Origin of the sequence: Streptomyces sp. NPDC015131 (genome assembly GCF_043079975.1) — a bacterium.
Taxonomy (GTDB): domain Bacteria; phylum Actinomycetota; class Actinomycetes; order Streptomycetales; family Streptomycetaceae; genus Streptomyces.
The window spans coordinates 632,164-647,696 of sequence record NZ_JBIBVB010000003.1; the positions used below are offsets into that span (position 1 = coordinate 632,164).

General features: G+C 72.0%; 15 protein-coding genes. 4 read left to right on the forward strand and 11 right to left on the reverse strand.

Annotated features, from left to right (window positions below):
* Positions 1 to 17: 17 nt before the first annotated feature.
* On the reverse strand, positions 18 to 350 hold the full coding sequence (locus ACF08D_RS14100) for a hypothetical protein (protein ID WP_392222860.1): 333 nt from the start codon (positions 348 to 350) through the stop codon (positions 18 to 20).
* Between the two features lie 139 nt (positions 351 to 489).
* Positions 490 to 1,644 (reverse strand): adenosine deaminase, encoded by a 1,155-nt coding sequence (locus tag ACF08D_RS14105; protein ID WP_392222861.1) that lies wholly within the window; start codon positions 1,642 to 1,644, stop codon positions 490 to 492.
* Between the two features lie 99 nt (positions 1,645 to 1,743).
* On the opposite strand from ACF08D_RS14105, the gene ACF08D_RS14110 reads away from it, so the two are divergent.
* Positions 1,744 to 2,514, forward strand: a complete 771-nt coding sequence (locus tag ACF08D_RS14110) for an alpha/beta hydrolase family protein (RefSeq protein ID WP_392222862.1) — start codon at positions 1,744 to 1,746, stop codon at positions 2,512 to 2,514.
* A 7-nt stretch (positions 2,515 to 2,521) separates the two neighbouring features.
* On the opposite strand, the gene ACF08D_RS14115 is transcribed toward ACF08D_RS14110, so the two are convergent.
* Positions 2,522 to 3,481, reverse strand: coding sequence for a LysR family transcriptional regulator (locus ACF08D_RS14115; protein ID WP_392222863.1), 960 nt, complete (start codon positions 3,479 to 3,481; stop codon positions 2,522 to 2,524).
* 62 nt (positions 3,482 to 3,543) lie between these two features.
* On the opposite strand from ACF08D_RS14115, the gene ACF08D_RS14120 reads away from it, so the two are divergent.
* From ACF08D_RS14120 to ACF08D_RS14130, 3 genes are all read left to right on the forward strand, one after another.
* Positions 3,544 to 4,833: an MFS transporter gene (locus ACF08D_RS14120; protein ID WP_392222864.1), complete on the forward strand. Its 1,290-nt coding sequence runs from the start codon at positions 3,544 to 3,546 to the stop codon at positions 4,831 to 4,833.
* Between the two features lie 80 nt (positions 4,834 to 4,913).
* Complete coding sequence (locus ACF08D_RS14125; RefSeq protein WP_392223195.1) at positions 4,914 to 5,561, forward strand: L,D-transpeptidase family protein; 648 nt, start codon at positions 4,914 to 4,916, stop codon at positions 5,559 to 5,561.
* A gap of 68 nt (positions 5,562 to 5,629) precedes the next feature.
* A complete protein-coding gene (locus ACF08D_RS14130) occupies positions 5,630 to 6,598 on the forward strand; it encodes a sigma-70 family RNA polymerase sigma factor (protein ID WP_392222865.1) in 969 nt (322 codons plus the stop codon).
* On the opposite strand, the gene ACF08D_RS14135 is transcribed toward ACF08D_RS14130, so the two are convergent.
* The 8 genes from ACF08D_RS14135 to ACF08D_RS14170 all read right to left on the reverse strand — a co-directional run bounded on the left by ACF08D_RS14135 (position 6,549) and on the right by ACF08D_RS14170 (position 15,533).
* Complete coding sequence (locus ACF08D_RS14135) at positions 6,549 to 6,878, reverse strand: STAS domain-containing protein (protein WP_392222866.1); 330 nt, start codon at positions 6,876 to 6,878, stop codon at positions 6,549 to 6,551. The two genes, ACF08D_RS14130 and ACF08D_RS14135, sit on opposite strands and share 50 nt — an antisense overlap.
* A 114-nt stretch (positions 6,879 to 6,992) precedes the next feature.
* Entirely contained in the window at positions 6,993 to 8,270 is a 1,278-nt protein-coding gene (locus ACF08D_RS14140; protein ID WP_392222867.1) for a thymidine phosphorylase, read from the reverse strand.
* Between the two features lie 119 nt (positions 8,271 to 8,389).
* Complete coding sequence (locus ACF08D_RS14145; RefSeq protein WP_392222868.1) at positions 8,390 to 8,779, reverse strand: cytidine deaminase; 390 nt, start codon at positions 8,777 to 8,779, stop codon at positions 8,390 to 8,392.
* Positions 8,776 to 10,047 carry an ABC transporter permease gene (locus tag ACF08D_RS14150; protein WP_392222869.1) on the reverse strand — a complete coding sequence of 424 codons (1,272 nt, stop codon included), beginning with the start codon at positions 10,045 to 10,047 and terminating at the stop codon, positions 8,776 to 8,778. Before ACF08D_RS14150 ends, ACF08D_RS14145 begins: the two co-directional genes overlap by 4 nt.
* Complete coding sequence (locus ACF08D_RS14155; protein ID WP_392222870.1) at positions 10,044 to 11,150, reverse strand: ABC transporter permease; 1,107 nt, start codon at positions 11,148 to 11,150, stop codon at positions 10,044 to 10,046. Before ACF08D_RS14155 ends, ACF08D_RS14150 begins: the two co-directional genes overlap by 4 nt.
* Positions 11,147 to 12,682: an ABC transporter ATP-binding protein gene (locus ACF08D_RS14160; RefSeq protein WP_392222871.1), complete on the reverse strand. Its 1,536-nt coding sequence runs from the start codon at positions 12,680 to 12,682 to the stop codon at positions 11,147 to 11,149. Before ACF08D_RS14160 ends, ACF08D_RS14155 begins: the two co-directional genes overlap by 4 nt.
* Before the next feature lie 282 nt (positions 12,683 to 12,964).
* Positions 12,965 to 14,008 (reverse strand): BMP family protein, encoded by a 1,044-nt coding sequence (locus tag ACF08D_RS14165; RefSeq protein WP_392222872.1) that lies wholly within the window; start codon positions 14,006 to 14,008, stop codon positions 12,965 to 12,967.
* A gap of 304 nt (positions 14,009 to 14,312) precedes the next feature.
* A complete protein-coding gene (locus tag ACF08D_RS14170; protein ID WP_392223196.1) occupies positions 14,313 to 15,533 on the reverse strand; it encodes an amidohydrolase in 1,221 nt (406 codons plus the stop codon).

The window sequence follows — 15,533 nt, forward strand, 5'->3', positions numbered from 1 at the left end:
GCGTACGGGCGTGTCGCTCAGGCGCCGAGGCCGGCGACGGGCAGCGAACCGCCCACGGGCAGGCCGCCGAGGAGGCCGGTGGCGGTGGCGGGGTCGATCGGCAGGCCCTGGAGGGAGGCGTTCTTGGTGGCGGCGCCGGTCAGCTCCTGGCCCGTGGCGAGCAGCTCGGTGGCGTTGTTCGGGGCCTGCTCGACGGCGCCCTGGACGACCGGCACCGCGGTGGCGGTGGCGGCGCCCAGCGCGGCGCCGGTGGGTGTGGTGGTGGCCGCGGAGGCGGTGCCGGCGGCGGTGGCGGCGAACGCGGCACCGAGGGCGGCGACACCGAGGGTCTTGGCGGCGGACTGCTTCATCGAATGTCGTCCTTGCGAGAGCTCGGGGAAAGAGGGGAAAGATGAGCGGCTCTGCAACTTAGCCATCGCCGCACAGGCCCCGCAAACACCCGAAACGGCCGGGTCGTGGAATTTCCCGGCCGTTCGAGGACTGCTCCCTTCAGGGCTTCTCCGGCGAGGATTCGCTGGTCGCGGCGGTCTGCCGGAACAGCCATTCGGACTTCAACTCGGCGTATCCGGGCTTGATCACATCATTGATCATCGCCAGTCGTTCATCGAAAGGAATGAAAGCTGATTTCATTGCATTGACGGTGAACCACTGCATGTCGTCGAGCGTGTAGCCGAACGTCTCGTTCAGCAGCTCGAATTCGCGGCTCATGCTGGTGCCCGACATCAGCCGGTTGTCGGTGTTGACGGTGGCCCGGAAGTGCAGGGAGCGCAGCAGCCCGATGGGGTGCTCGGCGTACGAGGCGGCGGCGCCGGTCTGGAGGTTGGAGGTCGGGCACAGCTCCAGCGGGATCCGCTTGTCGCGCACGTACGCGGCCAGCCGGCCGAGGGTGACGGTGCCGTCCCCGGCGACCTGGATGTCGTCGATGATGCGCACCCCGTGCCCGAGGCGGTCGGCGCCGCACCACTGGAGGGCCTGCCAGATGGACGGCAGCCCGAACGCCTCGCCCGCGTGGATGGTGAAGTGGTTGTTCTCGCGCTTGAGGTACTCGAAGGCGTCGAGGTGGCGGGTGGGCGGGTAGCCGGCCTCGGCGCCCGCGATGTCGAAGCCCACGACGCCCAGGTCGCGGTAGCGGTTGGCCAGTTCGGCGATCTCCAGGGCGCGGGCGGCGTGCCGCATGGCGGTGAGCAGGGCGCCCACCCGGATGCGGTGGCCGTTGTCCCGGGCGCGCCGCTCCCCGAGGCGGAAGCCCTCGTTGACGGCCTCGACGACCTCTTCGAGGGTGAGCCCCTTGGCGAGGTGCTGCTCCGGGGCGTAGCGCACCTCCGCGTACACCACCCCGTCCTCGGCGAGGTCCTCGGCGCACTCGGCGGCGACGCGCACCAGGGCCTCGCGGGTCTGCATGACGGCGCAGGTGTGCGCGAAGGTCTCCAGATAGCGCTCCAGCGAGCCGGAGTCGGCGGCCTCGCGGAACCAGAGCCCGAGCTTGTCCGGCTCGTGCTCGGGCAGGGACGTGTAGCCGGTGGCGTCGGCGAGGTCGAGGACGGTGCCGGGGCGCAGTCCGCCGTCGAGGTGGTCGTGGAGCAGCACCTTGGGGGCGCGGCGGACCTGGTCGGCGCGGGGGATCTCGGGTGTCTGGCTCGTCATTTTCGAACTGTAGCCCCTACGCGCGTAGAGGGGGGCCGATACGTAACAGTGACCGCCCGTACGGCTCGCGCACCCGCCGGCTTCTGAGACTGTTCTGCCATGGCACACCACGCACTCGTAGGGACGGGGGGCGCGCGGGCGCCCAGGCTGGGCGGGCCGGTGGGGAGCGCCGCCCCCGCGGTGGGCGGCGTGGTGCTGCTCCTGCCGGACGGCGAGCCCGCCTCGGAGCGGGGCCCGTCGCCCCGCGCGTACGCGGCGGCCCTGGCGCCCGCGCGCCGGCTGGCCCGGGCGGGGCGGGCGGACGGCCTGGTGGCGCACGTGGTGCGCTACCGCGGGCGCGGCTGGAACGCCCCGGACGCCCGGCTCGCGGCGGACGCCCGCTGGGCCGCCTCGGAGGTCGTACGCCGGTACGGCGACGTCCCGGTCTGCCTCGCCGGGCGCGGCATGGGCGGCCGTGCGGCCCTGCGCGCGGCCGGCCACACGGCCGTCCACGCGGTGCTGGCGCTCGCGCCCTGGCTGCCCGAGGACGACATGGCGGCGCCACCCGAACCGGTGAAACAGCTGGCGGGCCGCCACGTCCTGATCGTGCACGGCACCAACGACGCCCGTACCGACCCGGAGTTGTCCTACCGGCTGGCGGAGCGGGCCAAGAAGGTCAACCGCGACACCTGCCGCTTCGAGGTCCACTCCGATGGCCACGCCCTGCGCGAGCACCGGGCCGAAGTGGCCGCGCTGTCGGCCGACTTCGTGCGCGGCGCCCTCTTCCACCACCCCTTCGCCCGCCCCCTGGCCGACGCCCTCGCCGCACCCCCGCCCCTGGGCCTGCGCATGCCCCTGGCCTCCGGCTTCGGCGGGACGCGGGGGCGGTAGGGACGGCCTACTCCGGTTCGCCGAGCAGGCGGCCCCGGCGGGAGAGCAGGAAGCGTTTGAAGGCGGCCACCGGGGGTGTGTCGGGGTGGCCGTCCAGCCAGGCGACGCCGATCTCGCGGGCGGCGCGGGGGGCCGTGACGGTGAGTTCCACGACGCCGGGGCGGGGCACCGCGGGCGGCGGGAGCAGGGCGACGCCGAGGCCCGCGGCGACCAGGCCGCGCAGGGTCTCGGCCTCCTCGCCCTCGAAGGCGATCCGGGGCGAGAAGCCCGCCTCGGCGCAGAGCGCGTCGGTGATGCGGCGCAACCCGTAGCCGGGCTCCAGGGTGACGAACGTTTCGTCGGCGGCCTCCGCGAGGCGGACGCGCTTGCGGACGGCCAGGCGGTGGTCGTCCGGGACGACGAGCCGCAGCCGCTGCTCGTCCAGCCGGCGGGCGACCAGGTCGGGCGCGTCCGGCACGGGCGAGGTCAGGCACAGGTCCAGGTCGCCGGCGCGCAGCCGCTCGATCATGGCCTCGCCGTAGTTCTGGACGAGCGTGAAGCGGACCCGCGGGTGGTCGACCCGGAAGGCGCGGATCAGCCCCGGGACGGTCTCCGAGCCCATGGTGTGCAGGAAGCCGAAGGCGACCCGCCCCGCCGAGGGGTCGGCGTCCGCCCGTACCGCGTCGGCGGCCCGCTCCACCTCGGCGAGCGCCCGCTCGGCGGACACCAGCAGGGTGCGGCCCGCCGGGGTGAGCGAGACCGTGCGGCCCCGGCGGGCGAACAGGGTGACACCCAGGTCCTGTTCGAGCCGGACCACCGCCCGCGAGAGCGTGGACTGCGGCACCCCGAGATCCTGCGCGGCCCGCGTCACATGCTCGTGGCGGGCCACGGCCGCGAAGTACGCGAGCCGGGGAGCGAGCAGCAGGCCCATGTCGTCTTCGTTACTGTTCGGTGACAGCCACTCTCGTGAGCTGTGGTTATGCGCCATGGGAACGATTAAAGCCGTTCCATGCATTGGACGCATGAAGTCGCCGTGCCTACGGTCGGTGTATGCCTTCCGCCAGTACCGGGGCGGCCGCCACCGACGCGGTCGCCGACACCCGACTCTCCCCCGGCCGGCCCGGCTACCGCCGGACGAGCCTCGCGCTCTTCGCCGCCGGAGTCGCCACCTTCGCCCTCCTCTACTCGACACAGGCCCTGCTCCCGGCCGTCTCCGCCGACTTCGGCGTGAGCGCGTCGGCCGCCAGCTGGACCGTGTCCGCCGCCACCGGCGCGCTCGCCCTGTGCGTGCTGCCGCTGAGCGCGCTGTCCGAGCGGTTCGGCCGCCGCGCCCTGATGACCGGGTCGCTCGCCGTCGCCGCCGTCGTGGGCCTGCTGGTGCCGTTCGCGCCCAGCCTGGAGTGGCTGGTGGCGCTGCGCGCCGTGCAGGGCGCCGCGCTCGCGGGCGTGCCCGCGTCGGCGATGGCGTACCTCGCGGAGGAGGTGCGGCCCAAGGCGCTGGTCGCGGCGATCGGCCTGTTCGTGGCGGGCAACAGCATCGGCGGGATGAGCGGCCGGATCGTCACCGGCTGGGCCTCCCAGCTGTGGGGCTGGCGCGCCGGGCTCGCGGCGGTGGGGCTGCTGGCCGTGGTGTGCGCGGTGGTCTTCCGGCTGATGATCCCGAGGGCTCGGCACTTCACGCCCGGATCGCTCGACCCGCGCGCGCTGGCGCGGACGGTCCGTACGCACCTGTCCGATCCGCTGCTGCTGCGGCTGTACGCGATCGGCGCGCTGTTCATGACGGTTTTCGGCGCCGTCTACACGGTGATCGGCTACCGGCTGGTCGAGGCGCCGTTCTCGCTGCCGCAGGGCGTGGTGGGCTCGGTCTTCCTGGTGTACCTGGTGGGTACGGTCTCGTCGGCCGCCGCCGGCCGGCTGGTCGCCCGCCTGGGGCGGCGGGGCGCGCTGTACCTGGCGGTGACCACCACGGCGGCGGGCCTGCTGCTGTCGCTGGCGGACACCCTGCCGGCCGTCCTGGCGGGCCTGGTGCTGATCACGGCCGGCTTCTTCGCCGGGCACGCGGTCGCCTCGTCCTCGGTGAGCCGCACCGCGCGGACCGGCCGCGCCCAGGCGTCGGCGCTGTACCAGTCGGCGTACTACCTGGGCAGCAGCGCGGGCGGCACGCTCGGCGCGGTCGCCTTCCACGCCGGCGGCTGGGCGGGCACGGTCCTGCTGGGCCTGGTCGCGGTCCTCGGCGTGGTGTCCCTGACCCTTTACGGCACCCATGCCGCGCGTGTGGAGAACCGTAAATCCCGCGAGAAGTACAACCGCGCGGCTGCTCCGAGCGTCCTAAGGGCATAGAAGAAACAGGGGCTCCAAGGGGAGTGGTGAACGTGGGTGGGACACGCAGACGGGTGGGGGCCGCGCTCGGCCTCGCGGGCATGATCGTGCCGCTGACGGTGGCGCTGGGCGCGTCACCGGCGCAGGCGGCGTCGTGCACGACGTCGACCGGGCCGTACCAGAAGCAGGTCGAGAAGTTCATGGGCCGGCCGGTGGACGGGAAGCAGTCCGCCGCCGACTGCAAGGCGATACAGACCTTCCAGCGGTGGCACGGCATCACGCCGGCCATCGGGTACGCCGGGGAGGTCACCTGGCGCACCATGAACACGATCAACCAGCAGCGCGCGGCGGGCAAGAACCCCAACGCGGCCAAGGCGTGCCCCACCAACAAGGGGCGCATCGCGTGCGTGGACCTGACCCGGCAGCTCAGCTGGATCCAGGACGGCGCCAAGCTGGTGTACGGGCCGGTGCCGGTGCGCACGGGCCGCGACAAGTACGAGACGCGCACCGGCTCGCGGAAGATCTACCACCGCAGCATCAACCACTGGTCGACGCTCTACGACGTGCGCATGCCGTACGCGCAGTTCTTCGACGGCGGGCAGGCGTTCCACAGCGTGGGCGTCTCGATGTACAACCCGCCCGGTTCGCGCGGCTGCGTCAACATGCGGGACGCGGACGCCAAGGCGTACTGGAACATGCTGAAGAACGGCGACGACGTGTTCGTGTACGGGCGCAAGCCCGGAACCTGACCCGCGTTGTCAGTCCCCTGCTGTAGCTTCCGTGATGAGGCATCGGAAGCGCGACAGGGGTGGACGCGATGACGGACGTGGCGAGCGGTGTGGCGGAGCTGGAGCGGTACCGGACCGAGCTGACCGGGTACTGCTACCGCATGCTGGGGTCGGCCTTCGAGGCGGAGGACGCCGTCCAGGACACGATGGTCCGGGCGTGGCGGAGCTTCGAGAAGTTCGAGGGCCGGTCCTCGGTGCGCTCCTGGCTGTACCGGATCGCCACGAACGTCTGCCTGGACGCGCTGAACGCGGGCAACAGGCGGGCCCGGCCGATGGACCTGACGGCGCCGGTGCCGGTGGCGAAGGCGCAGCTCAACTCCCGTCCGGAGGTCACCTGGCTGGAGCCGGTGCCGGACGGACGGGTGCTGCCCGCGGTGGCCGACCCGGCGGAGGCGGCCGTGGCGAAGGAGACGGTGCGGCTCGCGTTCGTCGCCGCGCTCCAGCACCTGCCGCCCAAGCAGCGGGCGGTGCTCATCCTGCGCGAGGTGCTGGCCTGGAAGGCGAGCGAGGTCGCGGAGCTGCTGGGCACGACGGTCGCCTCGGTCAACAGCGCGCTCCAGCGGGCGCGGGCCACCCTGGCGGAGTCCGAGCCGGCGAGGACCGACACGGCCGACCCGCTCGACGAGGAGCAGAGAAAGCTGCTGGACCGCTATGTGGCCGCCTTCGAGGGGTACGACATGGCGGCGCTGACCGCCCTGCTCCACGAGGACGCCACGCTCTCCATGCCGCCCTACGACCTGTGGCTCCAGGGGCACGACGACATCGTGGGCTGGATGCTGGGCGTCGGCGAGGTGTGCCGGGGCTCGCGGCTGGTGCCGGTGGTGGCCAACGGAACGCCCGCGTTCGCGCACTACCACCCGGACCAGGAGGGCGGCTTCAGCCCATGGGCGCTCATGGTCATCGAGATCGCGGACGGGAAGGTCTCGGGCATCACGTCCTTCCTGGACGTCAAGCGCTGGTTCCCGCTGTTCGATCTTCCGGAGCGGCTGGAGGCATGACCAGCAGGTCGGTGAGCCCGACCAGCTCCAGCAGCATCCGCAGCTCGGGCCCGGCGCCGGTCACCGCCATCCGCCGGCCCAGCCGCCGCGCGGTGAGGCGCAGCCGGGCCAGCGCCTCGACGGTGGCGAGGTTCGGCCTGGTCACGGCGCCGACGTGGCAGACGACGTCGGCGCCGCCCCGCTCACCGAGCAGGGCGGCCAGCTCCTCGCACAGCCGGGGCACGTCGGCGGGCTCGACCAGCCCGGCGACCCGGAAGACCTCGGGATCAGTGGTGTCCACAAGGAGGCAGACCGGCGGCGGGTACGGAACTCATCGGGGCGCCCCGCGCGAGGGGCCGCCCGCGATGCCGAACGGGACCGATGGGCGTCCCTCGGTCCCGTTCCTCCCCGCGGGTCAGGCGATGCGCTCCAGCACGACCGGGGTCGGCTCGTGCGCCGTGCCGGGGGCGGCGATGTCGTAGGCGCCGTCCAGGGACTTCAGGGCGTAGTCGAACTTCTCCGGGGTGTCCGTGTGCAGCGTCAGCAGCGGCTGGCCGGCCGTGACCGTGTCGCCCGGCTTGGCGTGCAGTTCGACGCCTGCGCCCGCCTGGACCGGGTCCTCCTTGCGGGCGCGGCCCGCGCCGAGGCGCCAGGCGGCGACGCCGACGCCGTACGCGTCGAGGCGGGTGAGGACGCCCGAGGCGGGGGCGGTGACCACGTGCTGCTCGCGGGCGACCGGGAGGGCGGCGTCCGGGTCGCCGCCCTGGGCGGCGATCATGCGGCGCCAGACGTCCATCGCGGAGCCGTCCGCGAGGGCCTTCGCCGGGTCGGCGTCCTTGAGGCCGGCCGCGTCGAGCATCTCGCGGGCGAGCGCGAGGGTCAGCTCCACGACGTCGGCGGGGCCGCCGCCGGCGAGGACCTCGACGGACTCGCGGACCTCCAGGGCGTTGCCCGCGGTCAGGCCGAGCGGGGTCGCCATGTCGGTGAGCAGCGCGACGGTCTTCACCCCGTGGTCGGTGCCCAGGCCCACCATGGTGGAGGCCAGCTCGCGGGCGTCGGCGAGGTTCTTCATGAAGGCGCCGGAGCCGACCTTCACGTCCAGCACCAGCGAGCCGGTGCCCTCGGCGATCTTCTTGGACATGATGGAGGAGGCGATCAGCGGGATCGCCTCGACCGTGCCGGTGACGTCGCGCAGCGCGTACAGCTTCTTGTCCGCCGGGGCGAGGCCGTCACCGGCGGCGCAGATGACCGCGCCGGTGGTGTCGAGGACGTCCAGCATCTCCTCGTTGGACAGCAGGGCGCGCCAGCCGGGGATGGACTCCAGCTTGTCGAGGGTGCCGCCGGTGTGGCCGAGGCCCCGGCCGGACAGCTGCGGCACGGCCGCGCCGCACGCGGCGACCAGCGGGGCGAGCGGCAGGGTGATCTTGTCGCCGACGCCGCCGGTGGAGTGCTTGTCGGCGGTGGGGCGGGACAGCGAGGAGAAGTCCATCCGCTCGCCGCTCGCGATCATCGCGGCGGTCCAGCGGGCGATCTCCGTCCGGTTCATGCCGTTCAGCAGGATCGCCATCGCGAGCGCCGACATCTGCTCGTCGGCGACCTCGCCGCGGGTGTAGGCGTCGATGATCCAGTCGATCTGGTCGGGGCTCAGCTCGCCCCGGTCCCGCTTGATGCGGATGACGGAAATCGCGTCCATGGCGTAGGTGGTTCCTTCCAGCGGGTGGGACTGTCCTGTGCGCGACTCTACGCGCATAGAGAAAGAGCGGGGAAGAAGGACGACCCCTCCGCGGACAGCGCGGAAGGGTCGTCCCGTCATCATCCGAGGTGCTGCGGCCCGAACGCCTGCGGCAGCATCTCGGCGAGCGTGAGCACGCCCTCGGGGGTGTCCAGCAGCAGCTCGTCGCCGCCGAACTCGTACAGCAGCTGGCGGCAGCGGCCGCACGGCACCAGGACCGCGCCCCGCCCGTCGACGCACACGAAGTGCGTCAGCCGGCCGCCGCCGGTGGCCTGGAGCTGGGAGACCAGCCCGCACTCGGCGCACAGGCCGATGCCGTACGAGGCGTTCTCCACATTGCACCCGGTGACGGTGCGGCCGTCGTCGGCGAGGGCCGCCGCGCCCACCGCGTAGCCCGAGTACGGGGCGTACGCGTGGGACATGGCCTCGCGGGCGGCGGCGCGCAGCGACTCCCAGGCGTCGGGGGTCACTTGCCCTGGCCCTTCTTGTAGGGCATGCCGTCCGCCTTGGGCATCCGCAGGCGCTGCGCGGACAGCGCGAGCACCAGCAGGGTGGTGACGTAGGGCGCGGCGTCCACGAACTGGCTGGGCAGCGCCTCGGTGAAGGCGTACCAGATGAACAGGCCGACGGCCACGACGGTGGCCACGGTGGCGCTCACGTACTTCTTCTTGTAGAGCTGCCAGACCGTCATCAGGATCAGCAGGATCGCCAGCAGCAGGAGCATGGCGTGGACGTTCTCGGCGCCGCCGCGCAGCTTGAGGCTGTCGGTGAAGCCGAAGAGGCCGGCGCCCAGCGCCATGCCGCCCGGCATCCAGTTGCCGAAGATCATCGCGGCGAGGCCGATGTAGCCGCGGCCGCCGGTCTGGCCCTCCTGGTAGATGCCGGTGGAGACGATCGCCAGGAAGGCGCCGCCCAGGCCCGCGAGGCCGCCGGAGACGACCACGGCGATGTACTTGTACTTGTAGACGTTGACGCCCAGCGACTCGGCGGCGATCGGGTTCTCGCCGCAGGAGCGCAGGCGCAGGCCGAACGCGGTGCGCCAGAGGATCCACCAGGTGGCGGGGATCAGCAGCAGCGCGACGACGGTCAGCAGCGACAGGCCGGTCACCAGGCCGCCGAGCACACCGGCGAGGTCGGAGACGAAGAACCAGTGCTTGGCCTGGAGGTCGGCCAGCCCGTCCGAGAGGCCGGGGACGGTGATGCGGTCGATCGCGTCGATGCGCGGGGACTGCTTGGAGGAGCCGCCCTCGGCCTCGGCGAAGGTGAAGTTGGCCAGGTAGCGGGTGAGGCCGGTCGCCAGGATGGTGATCGCCACACCGGAGACGATGTGGTTGACGTTGAAGGTGACCGTGATGATCGCGTGCAGCAGGCCGCCGAGCGCGCCGCCGGCGATGCCGAGCAGGACGCCCGTCCACGGGCCCCACTGGTAGCCGGCCCAGGCCCCGAAGAAGGTGCCGAGGATCAGCATGCCCTCGAGGCCGATGTTGACCACGCCGGCCCGCTCGGACCACAGACCGCCGAGACCGGCCAGGCCGATCGGCACGGCGAGCTGGAGGGCGCCCGCGACCTGGCCCACCGAGGTGAGGTCGTTGGCGCCGCTGATCACCCGGACCAGGGAGAACAGCAGGAGGCCGCCCGCGATGATCAGCAGGATGACCGGCAGGGACAGTTTGCGGCGTCCGCCGCCCTTCTTCGGCGCCTGCGCCGCGGCCGAAACCGTGCTCGTGGACTCGCTCATGCCGCCACGTCCTCCTTCTTCTTGGCCTGGGCGGCAAGCTCCTCGCCGACCTTCTGCTGCTGTCGGCGCAGCCCGTACTGGCGGACGAGCTCGTAGGACACGACCACCGAGATCACGATCAGGCCCTGCATGATCGTGGCGATCTCCTTCTCGTAGCCGTACTGGTCCAGGGAGGCGGAGGCCTTGTCCAGGAAGGCGACGAGCAGGGCGGCGAAGAAGATGCCGATGGGGTTGTTGCGGCCGAGCAGGGCGATGGTGATGCCGGTGAAGCCGATGCCCGCGGGGAAGCTGAAGCTGTACGTGTGGGTCTGGCCGAGCAGCAGCGGCAGACCCGTCAGACCGGCGACGGCACCGGAGATGAGCATCGCGGTGAGCACCATCTTCTTGGCGTCGACACCGCTCGCCTGGGCGGCCGAGTCGCTGGCGCCGGTGGCGCGCAGGTCGAAGCCGAAGCGGGTGCGGTTGAGGACGAACCAGTAGACGATGCCGAGCGCGAAGGCGACGAAGGTGAAGCCGTAGATGGTGCCGCCCTCGACGTCCAGGCCCGGGACCCAGCCCGACTCGGCGATCTCACCGGTCGTCAGGTCGTTGGAGCCGGCCGCCTGCACGCCCAGGTTCGCCGGCAGGATCAGCCAGGCGATCAGGCTGGTGGCGATGGCGTTCAGCATGATCGTGGAGACGACCTCGCTGACGCCCCGGGTGGTCTTGAGGATGCCCGCGATACCGGCCCAGAAGGCGCCGACGAACATGGCGACCAGGACGATCAGCAGCACGTGCAGCGGCCCGGGCAGCTCGACGGAGGCACCGACGACCGCGGCGAGCATCGCCGCGAGGCGGTACTGGCCGTCCACGCCGATGTTGAAGAGGTTCATCCGGAAGCCGATGGCGACCGCCAGCGCGGCGAGGTAGTACGTGCCGGTCTGGTTGAGGATGAGCACCTGGACGTCGGTGAACTCGGCGTTCTCGACCATGATCCGGTACGGCTCGAACGGATTGCGGTCCGATGCGAGCAGCACCACGGACGTGAGCAGGAAGGCCACGACCAGGGCGAGCGCCGGGCCGGCCAGGCCCAGGAGCATCCGGTCCTTGTCGAATTTCCTCATCGGCCCTCACCGTTCTCGTTGTGCTCGAGGTGGCCGGTGGCAGCGCCGGTCATGGCCGAGCCCAGCTCCTCGGGGGTGATCGTGGCGGGGTCCGCGTCGGCGACCAGCCGGCCGCGGTACATCACCCGCAGGGTGTCGGAGAGCCCGATGAGCTCGTCCAGGTCGGCGGAGATCAGCAGCACGGCCAGCCCCTCGCGGCGGGCCTCGCGGATCTGGTCCCAGATCTGCGCCTGCGCGCCGACGTCCACACCGCGGGTGGGGTGGGCGGCGATCAGGAACTTGGGGGCGTGGCTCATCTCCCGGCCGACGATCAGCTTCTGCTGGTTGCCGCCGGACAGGGAGGCCGCGGTGACGTCGATGCCGGGGGTGCGCACGTCGTACTCGCGCACGATCCGCTCGGTGTCCTTGCGGGCGGCCTTGGTGTCGAGGATGCCGCGCCTGCTGTTGGGGGCCTCGGTGACATGGCCGAGGATGCGGTTCTCCCAGAGCGGGGACTCCAGCAGCAGGCCGTGGCGGTGGCGGTCCTCGGGGATGTACCCGATGCCGCCCTCACGGCGCTTGCGGGTGGGCGCGGTGGAGATGTCGGTGCCGTCGAGGGTGATGACGCCGGCGTCCAGGGTGCGCAGCCCCATCAGGGCCTCGATCAGCTCCGTCTGGCCGTTGCCCTCGACACCGGCGATGCCGACGACCTCGCCCTTGTGGATGGTGAAGTCGATGCCGTCGAGGACCTCGCGGACCACGCCGTCGGGGTCGACGGCGGTCAGCCGCAGGCCGTCGACGGTGAGCATCGGGACGTCGGTGACGGTCGACTCCCGGGTCTCCGGCGAGGGCAGCTCGCTGCCGACCATCAGCTCGGCGAGCTGCTTGGTGGTCGTGGTGCGCGGGTCGGCGGTGCCGACGGTGGTGCCGCGCCGGATGACGGTGATGTCGTCGGCGACGGACAGCACCTCGCCCAGCTTGTGCGAGATGAAGATGACGGTGAGGCCCTCGGCCTTCAGCTCCCGGAGGTTGGCGAAGAGCGCGTCGACCTCCTGCGGGACGAGCACCGCGGTCGGCTCGTCCAGGATCAGGGTGCGGGCGCCGCGGTAGAGGACCTTGAGGATCTCCACGCGCTGGCGGTCGGCGACGCCCAGCTGCTCGACGAGCGCGTCCGGGCGGACGTTCAGCCCGTAGGCGTCCGAGATCTCCCGGATCTTCTTGCGGGCCTTGGCGCCGATGCCGTACAGCTTCTCGCCGCCGAGGACCACGTTCTCCAGGACGGTGAGGTTGTCGGCCAGCATGAAGTGCTGGTGCACCATGCCGATTCCGGTGGCGATGGCGTCGGCGGGGCTGGCGAAGGAGACCTGCTTGCCGTCGATCGTGATGGTGCCCTCGTCCGGCTTCTGCATGCCGTAGAGGATCTTCATCAGGGTCGACTTGCCGGCACCGTTCTCACCGACGAGGGCGTGCACGGTGCCCTTGCGGATGGTGATGTCGATGTCGTGGTTGGCGACGACGCCGGGGAAGCGCTTGGTGATGCCGCGCAGTTCCACGGCGGGAGCAGCCGGCGGCGTTGACGGACTGGACGCGTTGATGACGCACTCTCCTTGGCGGGGAAGGAGCTTCAGGAGCGGGGGCAGGGGGCGAGGGCGGTACGGGGCAGGGGCAGGAGGCGAAGTTATCGCGCCGTACGGGGCTCTACGCGCGTAGCGACGACGAAGGGGGAAAACCCGGGGAGACCCCGGGCTCCGGGTCCGGCCCGGACATGCTCCGGGTCCGGAGGGACGGCGCCTGCCGCCCCTCCGGACCCGCGGACCAGGGTTCCGGCCGCGCGGTTACGGCGCGGTCTTGACCGTGATCTTGCCGGCGATGATGTCGGCCTTGGCCTTGTTCACCGCGGCGGTGACGTCGGCCATCTTGGTGAAGGCCGGGTTGGAGGTGGCCAGGCCCACGCCGTCCTTGTCGAGGCCGTAACGGACCTCGCCGGACTGCGGCTTGCCGTCCTTGACCGACTTGATCAGGTTGTAGACCGAGTCGGAGACGTCCTTGGTCACCGAGGTGAGGATGTACTCCTTGTAGGCCGCGAGGCCCTTCTGGTTGTACTGGTCGGAGTCGACGCCGATGGCCCACTTCTTGGCCTTGGCGGCGGCCTCGATCGAGCCCGAGCCGGCGAGGCCGGCGGCGGCGTAGATGACGTCGGCGCCCGCGTCGATCTGGCCCTCGGCGGCGGCCTTGCCGAGGTCCGGCTTGGCGAAGCCACCGAAGTCCGGCGGCTGCGTCAGGTACTGGACCTTGACGTTGACGTTCTTCTTGGTGTCCTTGACGCCCTGGACGAAGCCCGCCTCGAACTTCTTGATCAGCGGGGTCTCCACACCGCCGATGAAGCCGACGGTGTTGGACTTGGTCACCTTGGCGGCGGCGACGCCGGCCAGGTAGGAGCCCTGCTCCTCGTTGAAGACGAGGTTGGCGATGTTCTTGCCGGTCTTCGAGGTGTCGTCGATGAGGCCGAAGGTGGTCTTCGGGAACTTCGGCGCGACCTCGGCGATGGCCGGCGCGTAGGCGAAACCGACGCCGATGACGGGGTTGTTGCCGGCGCGGGCCAGCTCCGTGAGGCGCTGGACCTTGTCCGGGTCGCCCTCGCCCTCGCTGGGCTCGGCTTCCTTGCCCGTGACGCCGAGGTCCTTCTCGGCCTTCTCCAGACCGGCGTAGGCGGCGTCGTTGAACGACTGGTCGCCACGGCCACCGATGTCGTACGCGATGGCTGCCTTGTCCTGGTTGTCGCCCGCGTCGGACGACGACTTTCCGCCACATGCCGTGGCGCTGAGTGCGAGTGCCGCGGACGCGACGCCCACGGTTGCGATCCTGGTGATCCGGCGCAAGGGAGGCTCCTTCGACCTGACCTAAGCGCCTCTTCTCGGCGCTGGTTTCGCGGCGATCGTAACGCGCGTAGATGTCAGGTAAAGGCCTGTTCGGTAGCCGTTATCAGATCGACGCGAACAGCCGATGGCGCTCGCCCGACTGCCACGTCGCGTAGCGGTTACCTGCCGGTAGGTGACCGGAAATGGGCGGTCGTACGGGGCCAGGGCCCGGGCCGCCCGGCCCCCTGGGGGGCGGGCGTTCCCGCCGTGCGCGGGAGGGGGCCGGAAGGGGCCGGAACGGGCCGTGCGGGGTCGCCCGGGACGGTCAGAGGGCGCCGTCGATGAGGGCGGCGGCGGTGAACAGCTCGACGCCCACCTGGATGGCCCGCTCGTCGATGTCGAAGTTGCCCCGGTGCAGGTCCAGCCGGGCGGTGTCGCCCGGGCGGCGGACGCCCAGCCGGGCCATCGCGCCGGGGACGTGCTCCATGTACCAGGAGAAGTCCTCGCCGCCGAGGCTCTGCTCGGTGTCCTCGACCGCGTACGCGCCGCGCCGCGCGGTCATCGCGTCGTGCAGCAGCTGCGCCACGGTGGCGTCGTTGACGACGGGCGGGACGCCCCGGACGTACTCGATCTGGCACTTGGCGCCGTGCAGCGTGGCCACCTCGTCGATCGCCGCGTACACCTGGTCGGGGGCGTGCCGCCACGCCTCCAGGTCCAGGCAGCGGACCGTGCCGCCCAGCTCGGCGCGCTGCGGGATGACGTTGGGAGCGTGGCCCGCCTCGATGCGGCCCCAGGTCAGGACGAGCCCGGAGCGGGTGTCGATCCGGCGGGAGAGCAGGGCGGGGGCGTCCACCGCGACGCGGGCCGCCGCGGTGACCATGTCGGTGGTCAGGTGGGGGCGCGCGGTGTGGCCGCCGGGGCCGTCGAGGGTGACCTCCAGCCGGTCGCAGGCGGAGGTGATCGGGCCGGTGCGCAGCCCGATGCGGCCGACGTCCACCCGGGGGTCGCAGTGGACGGCGACGATCCGGCCCACGCCGTCGAGGACGCCCGCGTCCACCGCCGAGATCGCGCCACCGGGCATGACCTCCTCGGCGGGCTGGAAGATCAGGCGCACCGGGCGCGGCAGCAGGCCCTCGCGGGCCAGACCGGCCAGGACGAGGCCGGTGCCGAGGACCACGGTGGTGTGGACGTCGTGGCCGCAGGCGTGGGCGCGGTCGGGCACGGTGGAGCGGTAGGGGACGTCCGTCTTGGTGTCCGGGATGGGCAGGGCGTCGATGTCGGCGCGGATCGCCAGCATGGGGCGGACGCCGTCCCAGCTGCCGATGTCGCACGTCAGGCCCGTGCCGCCGGGGAGGACCCGGGGGCTGAGCCCGGCCGCTTCGAGGCGCGTCTTGATCGCCGCGGTGGTGCGGAACTCCTGGAAGCCCAGCTCGGGGTGCATGTGTACGTCCCGGCGGAACGCGATCAGCTCGGCGCGCATGCTCTCTGGCAGCGCGCCGAGGAGGGGCGTATCGCCGGGAACGTCTGTTTCGGGGTCGCGGGACAT

What these genes read in the sequence shown, in the direction of transcription:
- ACF08D_RS14100 (WP_392222860.1), bottom strand. Translation starts at nt 350, where the DNA reads ATGAAGCAGTCCGCCGCCAAGACCCTCGGTGTCGCCGCCCTCGGTGCC.
- ACF08D_RS14105 (WP_392222861.1), bottom strand. Translation starts at nt 1,644, where the DNA reads ATGACGAGCCAGACACCCGAGATCCCCCGCGCCGACCAGGTCCGCCGC.
- ACF08D_RS14110 (WP_392222862.1), top strand. Translation starts at nt 1,744, where the DNA reads ATGGCACACCACGCACTCGTAGGGACGGGGGGCGCGCGGGCGCCCAGG.
- ACF08D_RS14115 (WP_392222863.1), bottom strand. Translation starts at nt 3,481, where the DNA reads ATGGCGCATAACCACAGCTCACGAGAGTGGCTGTCACCGAACAGTAAC.
- ACF08D_RS14120 (WP_392222864.1), top strand. Translation starts at nt 3,544, where the DNA reads ATGCCTTCCGCCAGTACCGGGGCGGCCGCCACCGACGCGGTCGCCGAC.
- ACF08D_RS14125 (WP_392223195.1), top strand. Translation starts at nt 4,914, where the DNA reads ATGATCGTGCCGCTGACGGTGGCGCTGGGCGCGTCACCGGCGCAGGCG.
- ACF08D_RS14130 (WP_392222865.1), top strand. Translation starts at nt 5,630, where the DNA reads ATGACGGACGTGGCGAGCGGTGTGGCGGAGCTGGAGCGGTACCGGACC.
- ACF08D_RS14140 (WP_392222867.1), bottom strand. Translation starts at nt 8,270, where the DNA reads ATGGACGCGATTTCCGTCATCCGCATCAAGCGGGACCGGGGCGAGCTG.
- ACF08D_RS14150 (WP_392222869.1), bottom strand. Translation starts at nt 10,047, where the DNA reads ATGAGCGAGTCCACGAGCACGGTTTCGGCCGCGGCGCAGGCGCCGAAG.
- ACF08D_RS14155 (WP_392222870.1), bottom strand. Translation starts at nt 11,150, where the DNA reads ATGAGGAAATTCGACAAGGACCGGATGCTCCTGGGCCTGGCCGGCCCG.
- ACF08D_RS14170 (WP_392223196.1), bottom strand. Translation starts at nt 15,533, where the DNA reads ATGTCCCGCGACCCCGAAACAGACGTTCCCGGCGATACGCCCCTCCTC.